Below are 18,556 nucleotides of genomic sequence, written 5' to 3' on the forward strand. Positions count from 1 at the left end.
ACCAACAACAACAAGTAAAAGACGGGGAACGCGCATCATGCGGGAGTTCGACTACATCGTGGTGGGCGCAGGTTCGGCAGGCTGCGCCGTCACCTGCCGCTTGATCCAAGCTGGACACAGCGTGCTGCTACTCGAAGCCGGGGCCAAGGATAACCACCCGTTTATCCACATCCCGGCCACGTTCTTCAAGGTGCATGGCACCCACCGCACCTGGCGCTATGAGACGGTCAGCCAGAGCTACGTCAACGGCCGGCAGATGTACATACCGCAAGGGCGCACATTGGGCGGTGGCAGTTCGGTCAACGGCATGATCTATATCCGTGGCCAGGCCGAGGACTACGAAGAGTGGAAAAAGGCAGGCTGCACGCAGTGGGGTTGGGACGATGTGCTGCCCGTGTTCAAGCGCAGTGAATGCAACCGTCGATTAAACACTGCACTGCACGGCAACGATGGGCCTTTGGTCGTCAGCGACAACACCCATTGCCACCCACTGAGCAAGGCATTCGTTGACTCCGCAGTCGCCTACGGTTTGCCGTTTACAGATGACTTCAACGGCCCCACGCAGGCCGGTGCGGGTTACTACCAGACCACCACGCGCAACGGTCGTCGCGGGAGCAGCGCTGCCACTTACCTCAAGGCGGTATTACCCAGCCCACTGTTGCAGGTCCTCACCCATGCGGGGGTGGAACAGTTATTGATCGAGTCGGGTCGTGCTGTCGGGGTGCGGGCTAGCCTTCATAAGCAGCCCGCCGCAGAGTTCCGCTGCCGAGGCGAAGTCATTCTTGCAGCCGGCGCCGTGGCGACTCCGAAGCTGCTGATGCTGTCGGGGATTGGCCCGGCTGATGAACTGAGGCAGCACGGTATCGGCGTGGTTGTCGACGCATCGCAGGTCGGCAAGAACTTCCAGGACCACCTGACTTCGTCGGTTTATGGCCGTACCCGCGCGCCCATCAGCTTGCTAGGCCAAGACAAGGGCATCTCAGCGATAGGCCATGGCCTGAAGTATCTGTATGGCCGAAAAGGCTTGCTGTCTTCCAACGTCATCGAGTCAGGTGCGTTCTTCGACAGCACAGGCGCGGGCGGTCGCCCGGATATCCAGATTCACATGACACCGACGCTGGTGGGAGACGTCGACCGCCCGCCACCCGAGGGGCATGGCATTAGCATCAACCCTTGCGCACTGCGGCCAAAATCACGAGGAACGGCTCGGCTTCGCAGCAACAACCCGCGCGACCCATTGTGGCTGGATGCGGGCTTTCTGAGCCATCCAGAAGACTTGGCGACGATGATTCGAGGGGTGCGTATTTCCCTCGAAATTCTGCGTAGCGGGCCGTTGGCCGAATTGATCGAAAGCCCGATTCTTCTTCCCAACCGCCGGGAATATTCGGACCAGGCGCTGGCGGACCACATTCGCAGGGTATGCAAGACCGTGTTCCATCCTTCGGGAACTTGCCGGATGGGTTCGGATGAGCATTCGGTGGTGGATCAGCAACTCAAGGTACGCGGTGTCGAGGGCCTGCGTATCGCCGATGCGTCGATCATGCCGAGCCTGATCAGCGGCAACACCAATGCACCCTGCATCATGATTGGCGAACGTTGCACCGACTTCATTCTGCAGGGGGCAACGGTCTGAATCGCGCTTGTAGTTGATCAGGTGATCGGCACCGGCGTATCCAACATCCGCATACAACGCCTGCTCTCAAGCATGCTGATATCGGTACTCCTGGGTAACCCCTTCATAGCCATAGGCACTGGCTCGGCAGTCGATGATGTGCACATTGGAGTGCGGATGCAGGTTGCCTATCAACTCGGCTAATAGCACGTAGGCCTCACGATGGAAGCGCGCTTTTTGCGCTTTGGTGTTGGTCTCATCGGTGACGGTCACTTCCAGGCGGAATGCATTACGTCCATGTTCGACCAGCGAGCGGTTATGAATGAACCACTGCTCATGAGGCACAAAATCGAGTATCAGCAAGGTCTGTTCCGGACGCTTTTCAAGCACCTCACACGTCAGCGCGGTGAGCTGCGGGACGAGTTGGCGGACAAGCTCGGGATTGCGTTCGCCGGAGATTTTCAGGGTGATGCCTGGCATGGGGAGTTCCTCGTATGGATAGGGTGAGGCGCCAGAGTAAGAAAAGTATTAAATTCTGAAAAGCAGGAAGATATAATGGTATCTATCGGAAAAAACGCAGGATAGATATGCGCCCTTTTGATCTCGAGCAACTGCGCTCCTTCGTCACGATCCTGCAGTGCGGCAGCCTTTCAGCGGCCGCGCCCAAGCTGCTCCGCTCGCAGTCAGCACTCAGTGAACAACTTCGCAAGCTGGAAACATTTACCGGCGTCACACTGCTGGAGCGCGGAAAAAAAGGCGTGAGTCCAACACCCGCCGGAGAGCGGTTGTTGGCACATGCACTTGAATTGCTCGCGCTGAGTGATTGTGTGCTGGAGGACATGCGCGGTGTGACCCTGACCGGGGAACTGCGCCTGGCCATCACCGACTATTTTTTACCGAGCGCCATCGCGGGTATGTTGAAGGGGTTGCGCACGCGCTATCCGCAGCTTCGGTTGCATGTTTCGGTGCGCAAAAGCCTGCAAATCGAAAATGGCTCCAACAGCGGCGAATTCGATATCGGCCTGTCGATGCGCATCCTTGACGGGCGCAGCCTTCCCGAAGGCATCCCTGTGCGACGAGAGGCCCTGCGGTGGGTAGCACTCAGTGGGTTTGACGCGCAGCGCGAGCCCCTGGCGCCGCTGCCGTTGGTGGTGCTTCCCCAGGATTGCAGTTTGCAGCGATTCACCATCGATCTACTGGATGCGCGTGGGGTACCGTATGTCATTGCACATTCAGCGTCGGGTGTCGGGGGCCTGCAATCGGCGCTGATGGCGGGTCTGGGAGTGGCATGCCTGAACAGCTCAGCGGTGCCTGCTGGAGCCGAAGTCTACCGGTCGACTCAATCGCTTCCGGCGCTGCCCGATGTTGAGTTCAGCCTGTTACCGCCGCGCCCTGGTGAGGCCCCGCTGGTCAGCGCGGTTCGAGAGATGTTGGTCACGCACTTCTCTTAGGGACTCTGCCCCCGCCGGGATCTCCCGGCGGCTGCCCTGAGACTAGGTTCTTGCCTGAGCGGGTGGCATGCCGCTGTTTTCCAGTGGTTCACAGCGGCATGGCGAATGGAGCAAATACAGGTGGCAGCGCCGGGCTTGGGCTCTAAATCGCAGGATCAGAAACGGCTTCATGCCTGTCACGCTATACGCTTTCATCACCGCAGCCAAATCCACCTGCAAATTGAAAACTACGGATTGGCGGCGGTCTATGCGGCACTGACATTTCTGGCGAGGCTGCTGATTCTGACGCTAACCCTCACGCTCCTTGCGCCGCCTGCTAACGCATGGCACCCGCATGACACCCGCATGACAGACGATGACCTTGCAGAACGATTGGAATATTGTTCATACGCCGCACGGTGTGTCCTTCAATAAACGCGAACTCCCCTAAATGCAACGGACAGGAGGCCTTATCGCCCATCACTGCCGGTGTTTTTCCATTGACAGTGTGAGTGCTTGCCAGTTGGCAGTGGGGAGCCGATACTCCAGCCGGTGGGCAGGTACACCTTCGGTGGCAGCGCGACGAAAACTCACCGCAGCAGGAATTGTTGTATGGACCATCTGAATTTTCGGGTGATCAGAGAAGGTCTCGGTCAACGTCTGATAGATCAGGTTTGCATCATTGGTTGCATCCAGCTTGTTGATCACGATGTTCAACATGTGGGTCACCGCACCCAATGCAGCCAACGGTTCAAGGTCCCGATAGAGCTGGAGCATCCCTCGCTGAAACTCCCGAGCGGTCAGCATATCGGGCGTAATTGGAGAAACCGCCATTTGAGAACCCAGCAAGGCCATCTCTAGGACGATGGAGCGAGCACCCTGGGTGTCGATCAGAATCAGATCAAAGTCCTGCGCGAAGGCTGGCATCAAATTCTTGAGACGCAGGCGACCGTCAGCAGCGTGCAGTAACAAATTGCTCAGCAAATTGAACGGATCATTCGATTTGATCAGCGACAGATTGGGAATACAGGTCTGAGAAATGATCTGATCAGGTCGAGTCTCATTGCTCGTGATCAACTGATAGGTGCCGCCAGGTGCCTCGTGCGACAGGTTGTAAAACGAGGACAGCGAAGGCTGATTATCAAGATCGATGAGCAGGGTTCGAACACCTGCATCGGCGCAGAACGCGCCCAGATGGGCGCCAACCGTGGTTTTACCCGGCCCGCCTTTGGTTGAAACGACTGCAGCGACTTTCATGGGGCTTACCTCTAAATCGTAGGATTAGAGACGTCTTCATGCCTGTCACGCTGTGCGCTTTGATCACCCCGGAGAATTCCAAGGCAAAAAAAAGCCTGCATCTCTGCAGGCTTTTCTCTATCTGGCTCCACGACCTGGACTCGAACCAGGGACCCAATGATTAACAGTCATTTGCTCTACCAACTGAGCTATCGCGGAATGCGCCGTATGTTACTGATTAAAAAGGGGAAGTCAAGCTTTCTCTGGTGATTCGGTCGATTGAACCGGATGGCCGGTTGAAAGCTGTTGTTCCTTGGCCAACTCCAACCAGGCGAGCGCGGCCGGTGGCAGGTGGGCGCTGGCGCGCCAGGCCAGGGCGATGTGCCAGTCGGTGTGGGGTTCGTCGAGGGGGATCAGGGCGATGCCGTTGTGTTGATGCTTGTGCGCCAGCATGCGTGGAAGGAAGGCCACGCCCAAGCCGGCGGCCACCAGGTCGACGATGAAGTCGATCTGCCCACTGCGGGCGGTCACCCGTGGCGTGACGCCTTTGCGTTCGCACGCGGCGAGGATTTTGGCGTTGAGGGCAAAGCCGGCTTCGAACAGGATGAACGGCGAGTCCGCAAGGTCGGTGAAGTCGATGCGCTTACGCTGGGCCAGGGGGTGGTCCATGGGCAGCACAGCTATCAGCGGTTCGTTGCGCACGGGCTGGAAGTCGAACGCTTCGTCTGTCGGCAACAACAGGGCCGCCAGGTCGATCTCCCCTGCTTCCAGGCATTCGCGCAGTTTTTTGCTGCCGTATTCGGTGAGTTCGATGTCGATGTGCGGGTAGCGGCTGCGGTAAGTGGCGAACATGGTCGCAAACAACACGCCGCAGCCTACCGGCGGCAGGCCGATGCGCAGCTGGCCGCGCTTGAGGCCGCGCAGGTCGTTGATTTCGGCCACCAGGTCGTTGCGTTCTGCGAGCATCACCAGGCCACGGCGGTAGGCGATTTCTCCGGCGGCGGTGAGTTCGTTGCGATGGCCGAGGCGATTAAGCAACGGCATGCCCAACTCGTCTTCCAGGGTCTTGACTGCCTTGCTCACGGTGGATTGGGTCAGGGACACCACTTCGGCGGCCTGGGAGAAACCACCCTGGCGCACCACTTCGACAAAGGCCTGCACGGTTCTCAGGTTCATCGGTATTCCTTTCGCGACTGGCTACTAGTGATAAAAGTTGTTTTTATCATGACAGATGTTTGCCTATCCTTAACCTACCTTGCCCTGTGGAGCCACTGTTCATGATCATCTCGTCTGCCTCCGACTACCGCGCAGCCGCCAAGCGCAAGCTGCCGCGCTTCCTGTTCGACTACATCGACGGCGGTGCCTACGCCGAACACACGATGCGTGCGAACAGTTCGGACCTGGCCGAGATCAGCCTGCGCCAGCGCATCCTGCGCAATGTCGAAAACCTGAGCCTCAAGACCACGCTGTTCGGCCAGGAATTGGACATGCCAGTGATCCTCAGCCCCGTGGGCCTGACCGGCATGTATGCGCGACGCGGTGAAGTACAGGCGGCAAAGGCAGCGGCGAACAAGGGCATTCCGTTCTGCCTGTCGACGGTGTCGGTGTGCCCGATTGAAGAAGTCGCGTCGCAAAGTGCGCAGGCGATCTGGTTCCAGCTCTACGTGCTCAAGGACCGTGGTTTCATGCGCAATGCGCTGGAGCGCGCCCAGGCTGCCGGCGTCACCACGCTGGTCTTTACCGTAGACATGCCGACGCCCGGCGCACGCTACCGTGACGCGCACTCGGGCATGTCCGGACCATTCGCGGCACAGCGGCGCATGCTGCAAGCCGTCACCAAGCCGCAATGGGCCTTCGACGTCGGCCTGATGGGCCGCCCCCACGACCTGGGCAATATCTCCAAGTACCTGGGCAAACCGACTCACCTGGAAGACTACATCGGTTGGCTGGCAAACAATTTCGACGCGTCGATCAGTTGGAAAGACCTGGAGTGGATCCGTGACTTCTGGAAAGGCCCGATGATCATCAAGGGCATCCTCGACCCTCAGGATGCCAAGGACGCCGTGAGTTTCGGTGCCGACGGCATTGTGGTGTCCAACCACGGCGGCCGTCAGTTGGACGGCGTGTTGTCTACTGCCAAGGCCTTGCCGGCGATTGCCGAAGCCGTGGGCGATGACCTCACGGTGCTGGTGGACTCCGGCATCCGCTCCGGGCTTGACGTGGTGCGCATGCTCGCCCTGGGCGCCAAGGCCTGCCTATTGGGACGCGCTACCGCCTACGCGCTGGCCGCCGATGGCCAGCACGGTGTGGAAAACCTGCTGGACATCTTTGCCAAGGAAATGCGCGTGGCCATGACCCTGACCGGCGTGACTTCGATCGAACAGATCGACCGCTCTACCCTGGTCTAAGCCTTCTGTTCGACGATACCGCGCACCTTGAGTTGGGCCAGTTGCTCCGCTGACAGGCCCAACCGCTGCCCAAGGATATCGTCGGTGTGCTGCCCCAGCATCGGCGCCGGGCGCACGTACTCCACGGGTGTGCCGGACATCTTGATCGGGCTGCCGACCATGGCGAAATCCGGGTTCTGTGGATGTGGGATGTTCACCATCAGGTTGCGCGCAATCACCTGGGGTTCTTCCAACGATTGGGCGATGGAGTTGATCGCCCCCACTGGCACTTTCGACGCATGAATACATGCCACCCACTCATCCGCACTGCGGCCGAGGAAGTGCGCCGAGAGCAGCGCAACGATCTCTTCACGGTGGGCCACACGGTCGGCATTCCTCCGGAAGCGTGGATCATCCGGCAAATGCGGCAGCCCGATACTCTGGCACAGGGCAACAAACTGGCTGTCGTTGCCGCAGGCGATGATGAAGTCACGGTCGGCGGCGCGGAACACCTGGTACGGCACGATGTTGGCGTGGGCATTGCCATAGCGCTGCGGCACCTTGCCCGAGGCCAAGTAGTTCATGCTCTGGTTGGCCAACGTGGCGACCTGCACATCCAGCAGCGCCATATCGATGTATTGGCCCACGCCGGTGCGCTCACGGCTGAGCAAAGCGGCCTGGATCGCCACCGTGGAATACAGGCCGGTCATGAGGTCGGAAAATGCCACGCCGACTTTTTGCGGGCCACCACCCGGCAAGTCATCGCGCTCGCCAGTGATGCTCATCAAGCCGCCAATACCTTGGATGATGAAGTCGTAGCCCGGCTCTTCGGCACGCGGGCCGGTCTGGCCAAAACCGGTGATGGAGCAATACACCAGGCGCGGGTTGATCTCGGCCAGGGTCGCGTAGTCCAGGCCGTAACGTGCCAGGGAGCCGGCCTTGTAGTTCTCGATCAACACATCGGAGCTCGCCGCCAGCGCGCGCACCAACGCCTGCCCTTCGGGAGTAGCCATGTCGATGGCCACGGATAATTTGCCGCGATTGGTGGACTGGTAATACGAGGCCTCGCCGGACGACTCGCCACTGTCGGTCTTCATCCAGGGCGGCCCCCAGCCACGGGTGTCGTCACCGCTGGTTGGACGTTCGATCTTGATCACTTCCGCACCCAGGTCGGCCAACACTTGCCCACACCAGGGGCCGGCCAGCACACGGCTTAAATCCAATACCCGCAAACCTGTCAAAGCACCCATTGTTCTTATCCTGTGAGGTGGTGAAATCAGCCGATTGCCGGCTCTTCATGGCGCAGGGAAACCCCCAGCATCGCCCGCCGCCGCAGCCAAGGGCTGGGGCGGTAGCGCGGGTCATGGGTCAGTTCGCTCATGCGCTGCAAAATCGTAAGGATGCGCCGCGGCCCTAGGGCATCGCCCCAGGCCAACGGACCGTGTGGGTAGCCCAGGCCCAAGTGCACCGCTTGGTCGATATCGTCGACGCTGGCGATGCGTTGCTGGGCGATATCGCAGGCCAGGTTGACCACCATCGCCAAAGTTCGCTGGGCGACGAAACCGACGCTGTCGCCGATCACCGTTACCCCCACTCCGTCCGCTCCCAGCAAGGCATGAGCGGCATCGCGCATGGCGGGTGATGTGAGGGGGTTTTGCATCAGCGTGCGATGGCGCGACAGGTCGGTCAGCAGGTCGATGCACAGCGTGCGCGCCGGGTCGGTGTCGAAACGCACGCAGGCGCTGGTGGCATCACGGCCGTATGGCGCCAGCAGGCACAACGCCTCGGACGAAGGTTGCGCCGTGCTTTCCAGATGGGCACCGAGGTCTATCACCAGGCGACTTAGGCGCTCGTAATCTTCACTGTTTTCGGTGGCGATCCAGACCGGTGGCCTGGCGTGAACCGAAGGCACTGGCTGCGGCTGCGGGCCATTGATGACCTGGCCATTTTCATATTGATAGAAACCGTGGCCGGTCTTGCGCCCGAAGCGCCCACCCAGCAGCATCTGCCGGGTCAGGGGCGACGGCTTATAGCGCGGTTCCTGGTAGAACTGGTTGTAGATCGACTCCATCACCGGGTGCGAGACGTCCAGACCGGTGAGGTCCAACAGCTCCAGCGGCCCCATGCGGAAACCGGCGCCGTCGCGCAAAATGCGATCGATATCGCCACGTTCGGCGATGCCTTCATCGAGCATCTTCAGGGCTTCGGTACCGTAGGCACGCCCGGCGTGGTTAACGATGAACCCCGGCGTATCCTTGGCGCGCACGCCGCGATGGCCGGTGTGCGCGACGAACGCCAGCAGTGCATTGCCGACTGCTGGCGCGGTGGCCAGGCCGTCGATCACCTCCACTACGCGCATCAGCGGCACAGGGTTGAAAAAGTGCAGCCCGGCTACCCGCTCAGGACGCTGGCAACCGCTGGCGATGGCCGTGACGGAAAGCGAAGACGTGTTGGTGGCGAGGATGCAGGTCGGGCTGACGACGGCCTCAAGTTGTTGCAACAGGCCGCGCTTGGCGTCGAGGTTTTCGACGATGGCTTCGACCACCAGGTCGCAATCCTTCAGCGCATTGATCACGTGCGCAACCTGCAGGTTGGCCAACGCAGCGTCCATCGTTGCCTGGCTGATCTTGCCCTTGCTCACCAGCTTGGCGAACGTGACGGCAAGGCCCTCACGCGCGGTGTGTGCGGCCCCGTCGCGGGCATCGAACAGGCGCACCACCACGCCTGCCTGTGCCGCGATTTGCGCGATACCGGCGCCCATGACACCGGTGCCCACCAGGCCCAAGGTATTAATGGGATCGGTCATGCTTATTCCCCCCGGTATTCAGGCGTGCGCTTCTCGAAGAAAGCGGCAGCGCCCTCCTTCTGGTCCTTGGAATCGAACAGCAATTGGAACGCCTTGCGCTCCAGTACCAGCGCGCTTTCCAGCGGCAGGTCGGCGCCGGCCAGCATCACTTCCTTGATCTGCTCCACGGCCAACGGCGGCAGCGCGGCGATCTGCGCGGCCAGTTCCAGGGCACGAGGCAGTGTGCGGTCATCGCTGACGACTTCGCTGAGCATGCCCATGGCCAGCGCCTCCGGTGCCGTGACCATGCAACCGGTCAGCGCAATGCGCATCGCCTGGAATTTGCCCACCGCACGAATCAAGCGTTGCGTACCGCCCGCGCCCGGCATCAAGCCCAGCTTCACTTCCGGCTGGGCAAACCGTGCCGACTCGCCGGCCACAATCAGGTCGCAATGCATCGCCAACTCGCAGCCACCGCCCAAGGCAAATCCGTTGACCGCCGCAATCACCGGCTTGGGGCAACGGCTGATGGCCTCCCACAGGTATTCGGTGTGGCGCCGGTACATATCGATTGCACCGGCATGGGCGAACTCCTTGATGTCCGCTCCGGCCACAAAGCACTGCTCGCCACCGGTCAGCACGATAGCGCGCACATCCCGGCGCTTGGCCAATGCACGGAAGTGTTCGGCCAGTGCCTCACGCACCTGGGCGTTGAGGGCGTTTTTCACCTCAGGACGGTGGATACGTACTACCGCCACACCATTGTCCTGAACGTCGAGGGTCACCACGGATGGGTCTGCGCTGGTCACATGCTCTCCTACTGCAATGTTCTTGTTAGTTGGGTTGTTACTTGTTTCGCTGTGCGAAATAACATTCCGTATTTACCCATGATCATAAGTACCGACCTGGCAGGTGTAAACGTAAAAACCCAATCTCTTACGAAAACAGCTGCTAAACCGCTGTTTTATTGGGAGTTATCCAACAATAAAATCAACTCTCAAAAAGTTGCTTAGTTTCGCTGTGCGGAATATGATTTTGTTTTGTTGATTTTATAAAAAAATGAGGATTAACATGCGCCGTCGAAACCCGGACCCGGACAGCACCGAAGTCCCTGCAGGCAACAACGCCTTCGAGCATTTGTTGATTGACCCGATGAACAGCGATGAGGAGGAAGACAAAGACCGCCAGTTCGTCACCGCCCTGGCACGCGGCTTGGAATTGCTGCGCTGCTTCACGCCGAGCGAGAGCGTACTGGGCAACCAGGACTTGGCGCGCAAGACCGGGCTGCCGAAGCCGACGATCACCCGCATGACCCACACGCTGACACGCCTGGGTTACCTCAAGCACCTGCCGCAATCGGGCCGGTATCAGTTGGATGTTGGGGTGATGGCCTTCGGTTACGCGATGTTGTCGAACCTGTCGGTGCGCGCCGTGGCCCATCCGTTGATGGAGACCATGGCCAAGTACGCCCAGGCGGCCGTTGCGATGGCCACCCGGGACCGGCTGGACGCGGTGTACCTGGACGTGGTCCAGGGCGAAGCGAACATGACCATGCGCCGCCAGGTGGGTACGCGCTTGCCGTTGCACCTGAGTTCAGCAGGCCGCGCCTGCCTGGCAGCGATGCCGGAAAACGAGCGGGAGTTCATCCTCGACCACATCCGCCAGCGTCATCTGGAGGACTGGCCGACCATCCGTAAGGGGCTCGAACGCGCCTTCCGGGACTACACCGACTTCGGCTATTGCATGTCGATCGGTGAGTGGCACCGCGATGTCAATGCCATCGCCGTACCGCTGCTGCATGCCCAACACGGCTTGCTGGCGTTCAACTGTGGCGGACCGAGTTTCCACCTCTCGCGGGAGAAACTCGAAGACGACATCGGACCTCGCCTCAAGCACATGGTGAACAATATCGAGGCCGCCGCCCGCTAGCAGGACAGGTGCATGGCCTCGGCAGATTGACGATAACAGGCCCGATGAACGGGCCGCTGAGGAATGCACATGATCCGAGACGCACAAACGCTTCATATCCTGGTGGACGCCATTGCGCAGTTCGTCGACGAAGCGCTGATTCCCCGGGAAAACGAAGTCGCCGAGACCGATGAAATCCCGGCGGACATCGTCAGCCAATTCCAGGACATGGGCCTGTTCGGCCTGACCATTCCCGAAGCCTACGGCGGCCTGGGCCTGACCATGGAAGAAGAGGTGACCATCGCCTTTGAACTGGGGCGCACCTCCCCCGCCTTCCGCTCCTACTTCGGCACCAACAATGGCATCGGCTCCATCGGCATCCTGCTGGACGGTACCGATGCGCAGAAGGAACACTACCTGCCATTGCTGGCCAGCGGCGAATTGCTCAGCTCGTTCTGCCTCACCGAACCGGACTCCGGCTCCGACGCCGCCTCGCTGAAAACCACCGCCATGCGCGATGGCGACCACTACGTGATCAACGGCACCAAGCGCTTTATCACCAACGCCCCTCACGCCGGAATTTTCACCGTGATGGCGCGCACCGACCCGGCGATCCGCGGTTCGGGCGGTATCAGCGCATTTATCGTCGAACGTGACACGCCAGGCCTGTCCCTGGGCAAGCGTGACCACAAGATGGGCCAGCAAGGTGCGCATACCAGCGACGTGATCTTCGACAACGTGCGCGTGCCCGCTGGCCAGTTGATCGGTGGCGTGGAAGGCGTGGGGTTCAAGACCGCGATGAAGGTGCTCGACAAGGGCCGCCTGCATATCGCCGCCGTCAGTGTCGGCGCTGCCGAGCGCATGCTGAACGACGCTCTGCACTACGCCATCGACCGCAAGCAATTCGGCCAACCGATTGCTGAATTCCAATTGATCCAGGCCATGCTCGCCGACAGCAAGGCCGAGATCTACGCCGCGCGCTGCATGGTGCTGGACGCTGCGCGCAAGCGTGACGAGGGCCAGGACATTGGCACCGAAGCCTCGTGCTCGAAGATGTTCGCCACCGAGATGTGCGGCCGGGTCGCCGACCGTTGTGTGCAGATCCATGGCGGCGCCGGCTATATCAGCGAGTACGCCATCGAACGTTTCTACCGGGATGTGCGCCTGTTCCGCCTGTATGAAGGCACCACGCAAATCCAGCAGTTGGTGATTGCCCGCAACATGATTCGCGCGGCGCAACGCTAGGCCTTACCGCTCCACCCATACCCAATGCCCTAACAACTACAAGCAAGGTATCGCTATGGAAGTCGCCGCATCGGCGGGCGCGTTGTCGCCTGCAAAAAGCAAACTGTGGATTATCGTGTTCATCTTCTGCTTCCTCGGCCTGTTGATCGATGGCGCAGACCTGATGCTGCTGTCCTACAGCCTCAGCAGCCTCAAGGCCGAGTTCGGCCTGACCAGCGTCGAAGCCGGCAGCCTCGGCAGCTTTACCCTGGCCGGCATGGCCATCGGCGGCATCTACGGTGGCTGGGCCTGTGACCGTTTCGGCCGGGTAAAAACCGTGGTGTGGAGCATCGTGCTGTTCTCCGTCGGCACGGCAATCCTGGGCATGACCCACAGCTATTGGCAGTTCGCGAGCACGCGGTTCTTCGCCTCCCTGGGCTTGGGCGCGCTGTATGTGGCGTGCAATACCCTGATGGCGGAATACGTGCCGACTCGCTACCGCACCACCGTGCTGGGCACCCTGCAGGCCGGTTGGTCGGTGGGTTACATCGTTGCCACGTTATTGGCCGGCTGGATCCTGCCCGAGCACGGCTGGCGCTGGCTGTTCTACGTGGCGATCATCCCGGTGATCCTCGCTGTATTGATGCAGCGCCTGGTGCCGGAGCCCCAAGCCTGGATCACCGCCAGAGCCGAGCGCGCCAAGGAGAAAGCCAGCGGCACTCGCAACGCATTGAAGAAAAAGCCCGACGGCATGTTCAAGCTGATCTTCAGCGACCCGAAGGCCAGCCGCATGTTCTTGCTCTGGGCCCTGACAGCAGGCTTCCTGCAGTTTGGCTACTACGGCGTGAACAACTGGATGCCGTCGTACCTAGAGAGCGAGCTGGGGATGAACTTCAAGTCGATGACCAGCTACATGGTCGGCACCTACGCGGCGATGATCTTCGGCAAGATCCTCGCCGGCTTGGCCGCAGACCGACTGGGCCGTCGCGCGGTGTTTGCGTTCGGCGCCCTGGGCACGGCGATCTTCCTGCCGGTGATCGTGTTGTTCCAGAGCCCGGAGAACATCCTGTGGATGCTGGTGGTATTCGGCTTCCTGTACGGAATTCCCTACGGCGTGAACGCGACCTACATGACCGAAAGCTTCGAGGCGAAGTTTCGCGGTTCGGCCGTGGGCGGCGCCTACAACATCGGGCGCATTGGTGCGGCAGTGGCGCCGGCGGCGATCGGTTTCCTCGCCTCCCACGGTTCCATCGGCATGGGTTTCCTGGTGATGGGCGGCGCGTACTTTATCTGCGGCGTAATCCCCGCGTTGTTTATTCGCGATAAACAATTCGACCCGCAAAAACAGTAAGCCAGGCCACTACTTGCCAAATAACTGGCGCCATAGTTCAGCGACTGTTTTTAGCGATAAGAGCAGTCGACTGATTTATAAGGAGTTTTATTTAATCAGAACGATTTGGCATGAATATCGCTCTAACTTTTCTCAAGCAGGTTAGGCGATGACAAGACGTGCGGCGGTGCCCAGGGGTTATAACCGGTTGCAAAGCGGTTTAAACTGTTACTCATGTTTTACGGAACTGAAGGAACAGTAAGACGCCTGGCATTTGCCACTTTCATCCAGCCTGTAAGACAGCTAAGTGCTTAGAGGCCGTTCGCTTATGAAAACACCCACCCAGACCAACGCAATTGACTTCGACAGTGCCAAATTGCAACGCCTGGGTTTTGGTCAGCCGTCCCTGCTTCCACGTCGCCGTACCACCATTACGCAACTGCGCCAGCAATTGGGCCTGCAACTGCAAACCAGCCTGGAGCCGGAGCGCATCCTCGGGGTGTTCTTCCGGGAGGTGCAGCGCCTGGTGCCTCTGGACGCCCTGCAATACCGCCACGAAGCCAGCGACCTGCGCCTGGAGTTCGGCCATCGCGGCCACCACTCGGTCAGCTACAGCCTGAGCCATGAAGGTGAGCACCTGGGTGAGCTGATCTTTCGCCGCAACCAGCGCCTGACAGAAGAGGAACTCGGCCAACTCGAATCCCTGTTGGCGACGCTGCTATACCCCATGCGCAACGCCCTGCTCTACCGCGCTGCCACCCGCAGCGCCCTGCGCGATCCGTTGACCGAGACCGGCAACCGCGTAGCCATGGACCAAACCCTGCAACGGGAAATTGACATGGCGCGCCGGCATCTGAACCCGCTGTCCTTGCTGATGCTGGACATCGATCACTTCAAGAACATCAACGACACCCACGGCCACGCCGCCGGCGACAGCGTACTGCGCGCCGTTGCCGGGGCGATCAAGGGCCAGTTGCGTAACGTGGATATGGTGTTTCGGTTTGGCGGGGAAGAGTTCCTGATCCTGCTGTCCAACACCGGTCGCGATGCCGCGGCAATGGTCGGTGAACGCCTGCGCCAGGCAGCACAGGCCCAGGATTATTGGGCGGATGGGACGCGGATCGAATTGACGGTAAGCCTGGGCTGTTCAACGCTGCTGGCCGCCGAGTCCGCCGAAAGCCTGTTGCGCCGGGCCGACAACGCGCTGTACGTGGCCAAGCGCGAAGGCCGCAACCGCTTGGCAATGGCGGGGTAAATCCCCCGCCACCGCATTCACATCACGCTTCGCTAGCGACCCGCGCCTGGCGCTCACGCGCCACCGCAGGGGCTTTTTCCTTCTCCAGGCGCATGCAGCTTTCCAGGAACAGGTACATGTAGTCGTAGCTCTTGCACACGGCCTGGCGCAGCTCAACCTGCAGGGCCTTGCTCGGGTTCATCCCGGCCAGGGTGCAGATGATTTCCAGGGCTTCCCACGGGTGGGCGTCATCGTACTGCGCGTGCATCTTCAGCCACTTCATCGCACGCTTGCGGTCTTCCTCGGGGAAGGCTGCCGCATAGACGCCGGTGGAGCACACCACGGCAGACCACTCCCCAGTCGCCCCCTCGATTGCATAGTTGGTCGCAGCAATGGCCACGATCAGCGAGTCAGCCGAGCTGGTGTGCCAGCACCAGTGACTCAGTGCGTGCAATTCCGGCGGCACGTTCTGGGCCTGCAAGTCTTCCAGGCTGACCCCGTGGGCGCGGGCCCAATGCACCCAATAGTCGGCATGGTTCAGTTCCACGCGAATGTTGCGCATCAGCCAGCGGCGCGCCATGTCCTCCCCAGGATGGCGGGCAAATTTGGTCTTGGTGAGGTTCTGTGCCATGTACAAGGCAAACTGTTCAACGACGGGCCAGCCACCGATCAGGTAGTGACGCATGGTCTTGGCGCTGAGCGTGTTATCGCGCATGCGCTGGTACAGTTCGTGTTCGACAACGCGACGCTTGCTCTCGCTACAGTCCTGGATCAATTGCTGCGCCCAGGCGGGGTAACTAGAGGCTTCCATAAGCGGGCCGGTTCTGTTGAATGTGTCGATCACTGTCGGGCTCCTTTTGATGTGTGATTGTACAGACCAGCAAACGTTTCAGCGGAATGTGCCGGGCGCCTTGAACAACAAAGGCTGCGGCCGCACAGGTCGACACTGCAGGCTATCAAAGGTAAACAATTGCGGTCGTTCAATCAGGTAACCCTGAGCGTAATCCACACCAATTTCGAGTAATGCCTGTTCGATCTGTGGTGTCTCGACAAATTCTGCAATTGTGCGCTTACCCATGACGTGGCCGATGTGGTTGATCACCTCGACCATCGCACGGTTAATCGGGTCGTCCAGCATATCCTTTACGAAACTTCCATCGATCTTCAGGAAGTCTACAGGTAAATGTTTAAGATATGCGAATGAGGACATTCCGGCACAAAAGTCATCCAGAGAGAAGTAGCAACCTAAGGCTTTGAGTTCATTAATAAAGCGGATTGCACTCCCGAGGTTTGCAATAGCACTGGTTTCGGTGATTTCAAAACAGATCATCGCCGGCGGGATGTTGTAAGCGTCAAACTTCTCACGCAAGAACCCGAGAAAGTCTTCATCGCCAATAGTAATGCCTGACAGATTGATCGCACACATCGCCATTGGCAGGCCCGGACGTTCCTGCATGCAGCGAGCGATGATCTTGAACACGTTCTCCACCACCCAACGGTCCAGCGACGTCATCAAGCCATAGCGCTCGGCAGCCGGGATAAAGCTGTCCGGCAGGATGATGCGGCCCGCCTCATCATGCAGGCGCAACAAGATCTCGATATGCCCATTACCGCCATCGGTATTGCCCAGGGGTGAAATTTCCTGGGCATACAGGCAAAACCGGTTTTCTTCCAAGGCCATGTGCAGCCGTTGCACCCAGGCCATTTCGCCAAAGCGCAGGGACAATTCCGAGTCATCGGCGTGGTACACCTGCACGCGGTTGCGGCCTTTTTCCTTGGCCATGTAGCACGCCATGTCGGCGGCGCGCAGCGAGGTTTCCAGGGTGGTCGGGGTTTGGGAGATATGCACCAGGCCGATGCTGACGGTGGTCATGAACGGCCGCCCCTTCCACACAAAATGCAGGCTTTGCACGGTGTGGCGCAGGCTCTCGGCGATTTTTTCCGCCACGGGCGCCGGGCAGTTTTCCAGCAGGATGCCGAACTCATCGCCCCCAAGGCGCGCCAGGGTGTCGCCTTCACGCAGGTCCGATTGCAACAGCGCACAGATATGCCGCAGCAGCTCGTCGCCCGCCGCATGGCCGCAGGTGTCGTTGACCAGTTTGAACTGGTCCAGGTCAAGGAACATCAGCGCATGCCGCCCGCCCTGTGCAAGGCCTGCCGGGTGCAGTACTTGCTCCAGGCGGAACTCGAACTCGCGACGGTTGGCCAGGCCGGTCAGGGCGTCATGGGTCGCCTGCCATGACAGGTTGGCGATGTATTGACGCTCCTGGGTCATGTCGTGCAACACCAGCACCGCGCCGCTGACCTTGCCGGCGCTGCGGATCGGCGCACCCACCAGCGTTACTGAAACCGTGCTGCCATCCAGACGCTGGATGGTCTTTGAATGCTCGCTGCCGCCCCGGAGTTGCCCTTTGACGATATGTTCGATCAGCGTAAAGCCGTCGGGCTGGGCATTGTCATCCAGCAGGTTGAACAACGCCGCCAAAGGCAGGCCCTGGGCCTGGGCGGAATTCCAGTGGGTCAATGCTTCGGCCGCTGGGTTCATGTAGGTGATAGCGCCATCGACGTCGGTAGTAATCACGCCGTCGCCAATCGACTCCAATGTGATCTGCGCCCGCTCCTTCTCCTCCTGCAAGGCATCTGCGAAGGCGTGGCGCTGCGTCAGCAGCTTATGGGTGCGCAACAACGCCAGCACGATCAGGCCCAGGGCCGTGGCCAGGTTGGTGATCAACAGCAGCCGCAGAATCATCCGCGAACCTTCGCCCAGCGCATCACTGAAGGCCTTGGCCGCTGGCGTCACCCCATCGTTGATGGCAATGATATGAGCCTTCCATTGGCGCACATCGTTGGCACTCACCTGGTCGCGGCGGATCGACTGGTGCATCTCCCGCGCCAGGTCATCAAGTTGCACCAGGTAGCCATCGCCGACGGTCCACAGCTCGATGGCTTTTTCCAGGTAGCTGAAATGGCGAAAATTGAGGTACAGCCAGATCAGGCTGGACACGTCATCCGGGTGGTTGCCGCCCTTGAGGATGCCGAGCCGCGCGGCCGTAAGGTCCGGGGTGGAGCGGTCGAGCGCGATGCGCAACTCGTGCCCGCCCTGGGGTACAGCAATCGCTTGCTGATACTTGAGGTAAGTTGCCTCGTCGCGATTGTCGGCATAGAGCGTCAGGTAATAGATGGCGTCTTTCTGGCCCTTGGACCACAAGCTCTCGCCAGCCACGTAGCCACGCACGGCTGAAAGCACGTAGAGACTGACGCAACCCAACAATGCCTGGAACAGCACCACGGCGATAAAGGGCCACACAATGCCCAACAGCCGAGGCGTTCCGAGAGTCCGCTTTTGCTTCATGAAGTCCCTTGCACATGCACTGCTTGGTACGCACGCGATAATTCGCTTCCGATAGCTC

The 18,556-nt window shown here is 60.1% G+C and carries 16 protein-coding genes and 1 tRNA gene; 7 read left to right on the forward strand and 10 right to left on the reverse strand.

Annotated features, from left to right (window positions below; genetic code table 11):
- The first annotated feature begins 37 nt into the window (after window positions 1-37).
- Complete coding sequence (locus HF257_RS01265) at window positions 38-1,633, forward strand: GMC family oxidoreductase (RefSeq protein ID WP_185703880.1); 1,596 nt, start codon at window positions 38-40, stop codon at window positions 1,631-1,633.
- A 66-nt stretch (window positions 1,634-1,699) separates the two neighbouring features.
- Here the strand turns inward: HF257_RS01265 and HF257_RS01270 are convergent, their stop codons facing one another.
- Entirely contained in the window at window positions 1,700-2,092 is a 393-nt protein-coding gene (locus HF257_RS01270) for a tautomerase family protein (RefSeq protein WP_185703878.1), read from the reverse strand.
- Between the two features lie 107 nt (window positions 2,093-2,199).
- On the opposite strand from HF257_RS01270, the gene HF257_RS01275 reads away from it, so the two are divergent.
- Window positions 2,200-3,063, forward strand: a complete 864-nt coding sequence (locus HF257_RS01275) for a LysR family transcriptional regulator (protein WP_185703876.1) — start codon at window positions 2,200-2,202, stop codon at window positions 3,061-3,063.
- Between the two features lie 316 nt (window positions 3,064-3,379).
- Here the strand turns inward: HF257_RS01275 and HF257_RS01280 are convergent, their stop codons facing one another.
- The 4 genes from HF257_RS01280 to HF257_RS01295 all read right to left on the reverse strand — a co-directional run bounded on the left by HF257_RS01280 (window position 3,380) and on the right by HF257_RS01295 (window position 5,454).
- Entirely contained in the window at window positions 3,380-3,565 is a 186-nt protein-coding gene (locus HF257_RS01280) for a PAAR domain-containing protein (protein ID WP_233081229.1), read from the reverse strand.
- Window positions 3,523-4,299, reverse strand: coding sequence for a ParA family protein (locus tag HF257_RS01285; RefSeq protein WP_185703873.1), 777 nt, complete (start codon window positions 4,297-4,299; stop codon window positions 3,523-3,525). Before HF257_RS01285 ends, HF257_RS01280 begins: the two co-directional genes overlap by 43 nt.
- Window positions 4,300-4,421: 122 nt before the next feature.
- A tRNA-Asn gene (locus HF257_RS01290) sits at window positions 4,422-4,497 on the reverse strand.
- A gap of 33 nt (window positions 4,498-4,530) precedes the next feature.
- Entirely contained in the window at window positions 4,531-5,454 is a 924-nt protein-coding gene (locus HF257_RS01295; protein ID WP_185703871.1) for a LysR family transcriptional regulator, read from the reverse strand.
- Between the two features lie 101 nt (window positions 5,455-5,555).
- On the opposite strand from HF257_RS01295, the gene lldD reads away from it, so the two are divergent.
- The gene (gene lldD, locus HF257_RS01300) at window positions 5,556-6,686 is read left to right on the forward strand and encodes an FMN-dependent L-lactate dehydrogenase LldD (protein ID WP_185703869.1); all 1,131 of its coding nucleotides are present in this window, start codon (window positions 5,556-5,558) and stop codon (window positions 6,684-6,686) included.
- Here lldD and HF257_RS01305 read toward each other — a convergent pair.
- From HF257_RS01305 to HF257_RS01315, 3 genes are read right to left on the reverse strand one after another with little or no spacing between them, the layout of a single operon-like run.
- Complete coding sequence (locus HF257_RS01305; protein ID WP_185703867.1) at window positions 6,683-7,915, reverse strand: CaiB/BaiF CoA transferase family protein; 1,233 nt, start codon at window positions 7,913-7,915, stop codon at window positions 6,683-6,685. The two genes, lldD and HF257_RS01305, sit on opposite strands and share 4 nt — an antisense overlap.
- A 26-nt stretch (window positions 7,916-7,941) precedes the next feature.
- Window positions 7,942-9,471 (reverse strand): 3-hydroxyacyl-CoA dehydrogenase, encoded by a 1,530-nt coding sequence (locus HF257_RS01310; protein WP_185703865.1) that lies wholly within the window; start codon window positions 9,469-9,471, stop codon window positions 7,942-7,944.
- 2 nt (window positions 9,472-9,473) lie between these two features.
- Window positions 9,474-10,259, reverse strand: a complete 786-nt coding sequence (locus HF257_RS01315; protein WP_185703863.1) for an enoyl-CoA hydratase — start codon at window positions 10,257-10,259, stop codon at window positions 9,474-9,476.
- A 250-nt stretch (window positions 10,260-10,509) separates the two neighbouring features.
- Here HF257_RS01315 and HF257_RS01320 point away from each other — a divergent pair, with 250 nt between their 5' ends.
- From HF257_RS01320 to HF257_RS01335, 4 genes are all read left to right on the forward strand, one after another.
- Window positions 10,510-11,379, forward strand: a complete 870-nt coding sequence (locus HF257_RS01320) for an IclR family transcriptional regulator (RefSeq protein WP_233081203.1) — start codon at window positions 10,510-10,512, stop codon at window positions 11,377-11,379.
- Between the two features lie 69 nt (window positions 11,380-11,448).
- Window positions 11,449-12,603 carry an acyl-CoA dehydrogenase family protein gene (locus tag HF257_RS01325; protein ID WP_185703859.1) on the forward strand — a complete coding sequence of 385 codons (1,155 nt, stop codon included), beginning with the start codon at window positions 11,449-11,451 and terminating at the stop codon, window positions 12,601-12,603.
- Between the two features lie 55 nt (window positions 12,604-12,658).
- On the forward strand, window positions 12,659-13,933 hold the full coding sequence (locus HF257_RS01330; protein WP_185703857.1) for an MFS transporter: 1,275 nt from the start codon (window positions 12,659-12,661) through the stop codon (window positions 13,931-13,933).
- Between the two features lie 307 nt (window positions 13,934-14,240).
- Window positions 14,241-15,167, forward strand: a complete 927-nt coding sequence (locus HF257_RS01335; protein WP_185703855.1) for a GGDEF domain-containing protein — start codon at window positions 14,241-14,243, stop codon at window positions 15,165-15,167.
- Window positions 15,168-15,189: 22 nt separating this feature from the next.
- On the opposite strand, the gene HF257_RS01340 is transcribed toward HF257_RS01335, so the two are convergent.
- Together HF257_RS01340 and HF257_RS01345 are read right to left on the reverse strand one after the other, a co-directional pair.
- The gene (locus HF257_RS01340; RefSeq protein WP_198913442.1) at window positions 15,190-15,957 is read right to left on the reverse strand and encodes a TenA family transcriptional regulator; all 768 of its coding nucleotides are present in this window, start codon (window positions 15,955-15,957) and stop codon (window positions 15,190-15,192) included.
- Window positions 15,958-16,035: 78 nt separating this feature from the next.
- Window positions 16,036-18,498 (reverse strand): EAL domain-containing protein, encoded by a 2,463-nt coding sequence (locus tag HF257_RS01345; protein WP_185703850.1) that lies wholly within the window; start codon window positions 18,496-18,498, stop codon window positions 16,036-16,038.
- Window positions 18,499-18,556: the final 58 nt, after the last annotated feature.

This window comes from Pseudomonas cremoris (assembly GCF_014230465.1).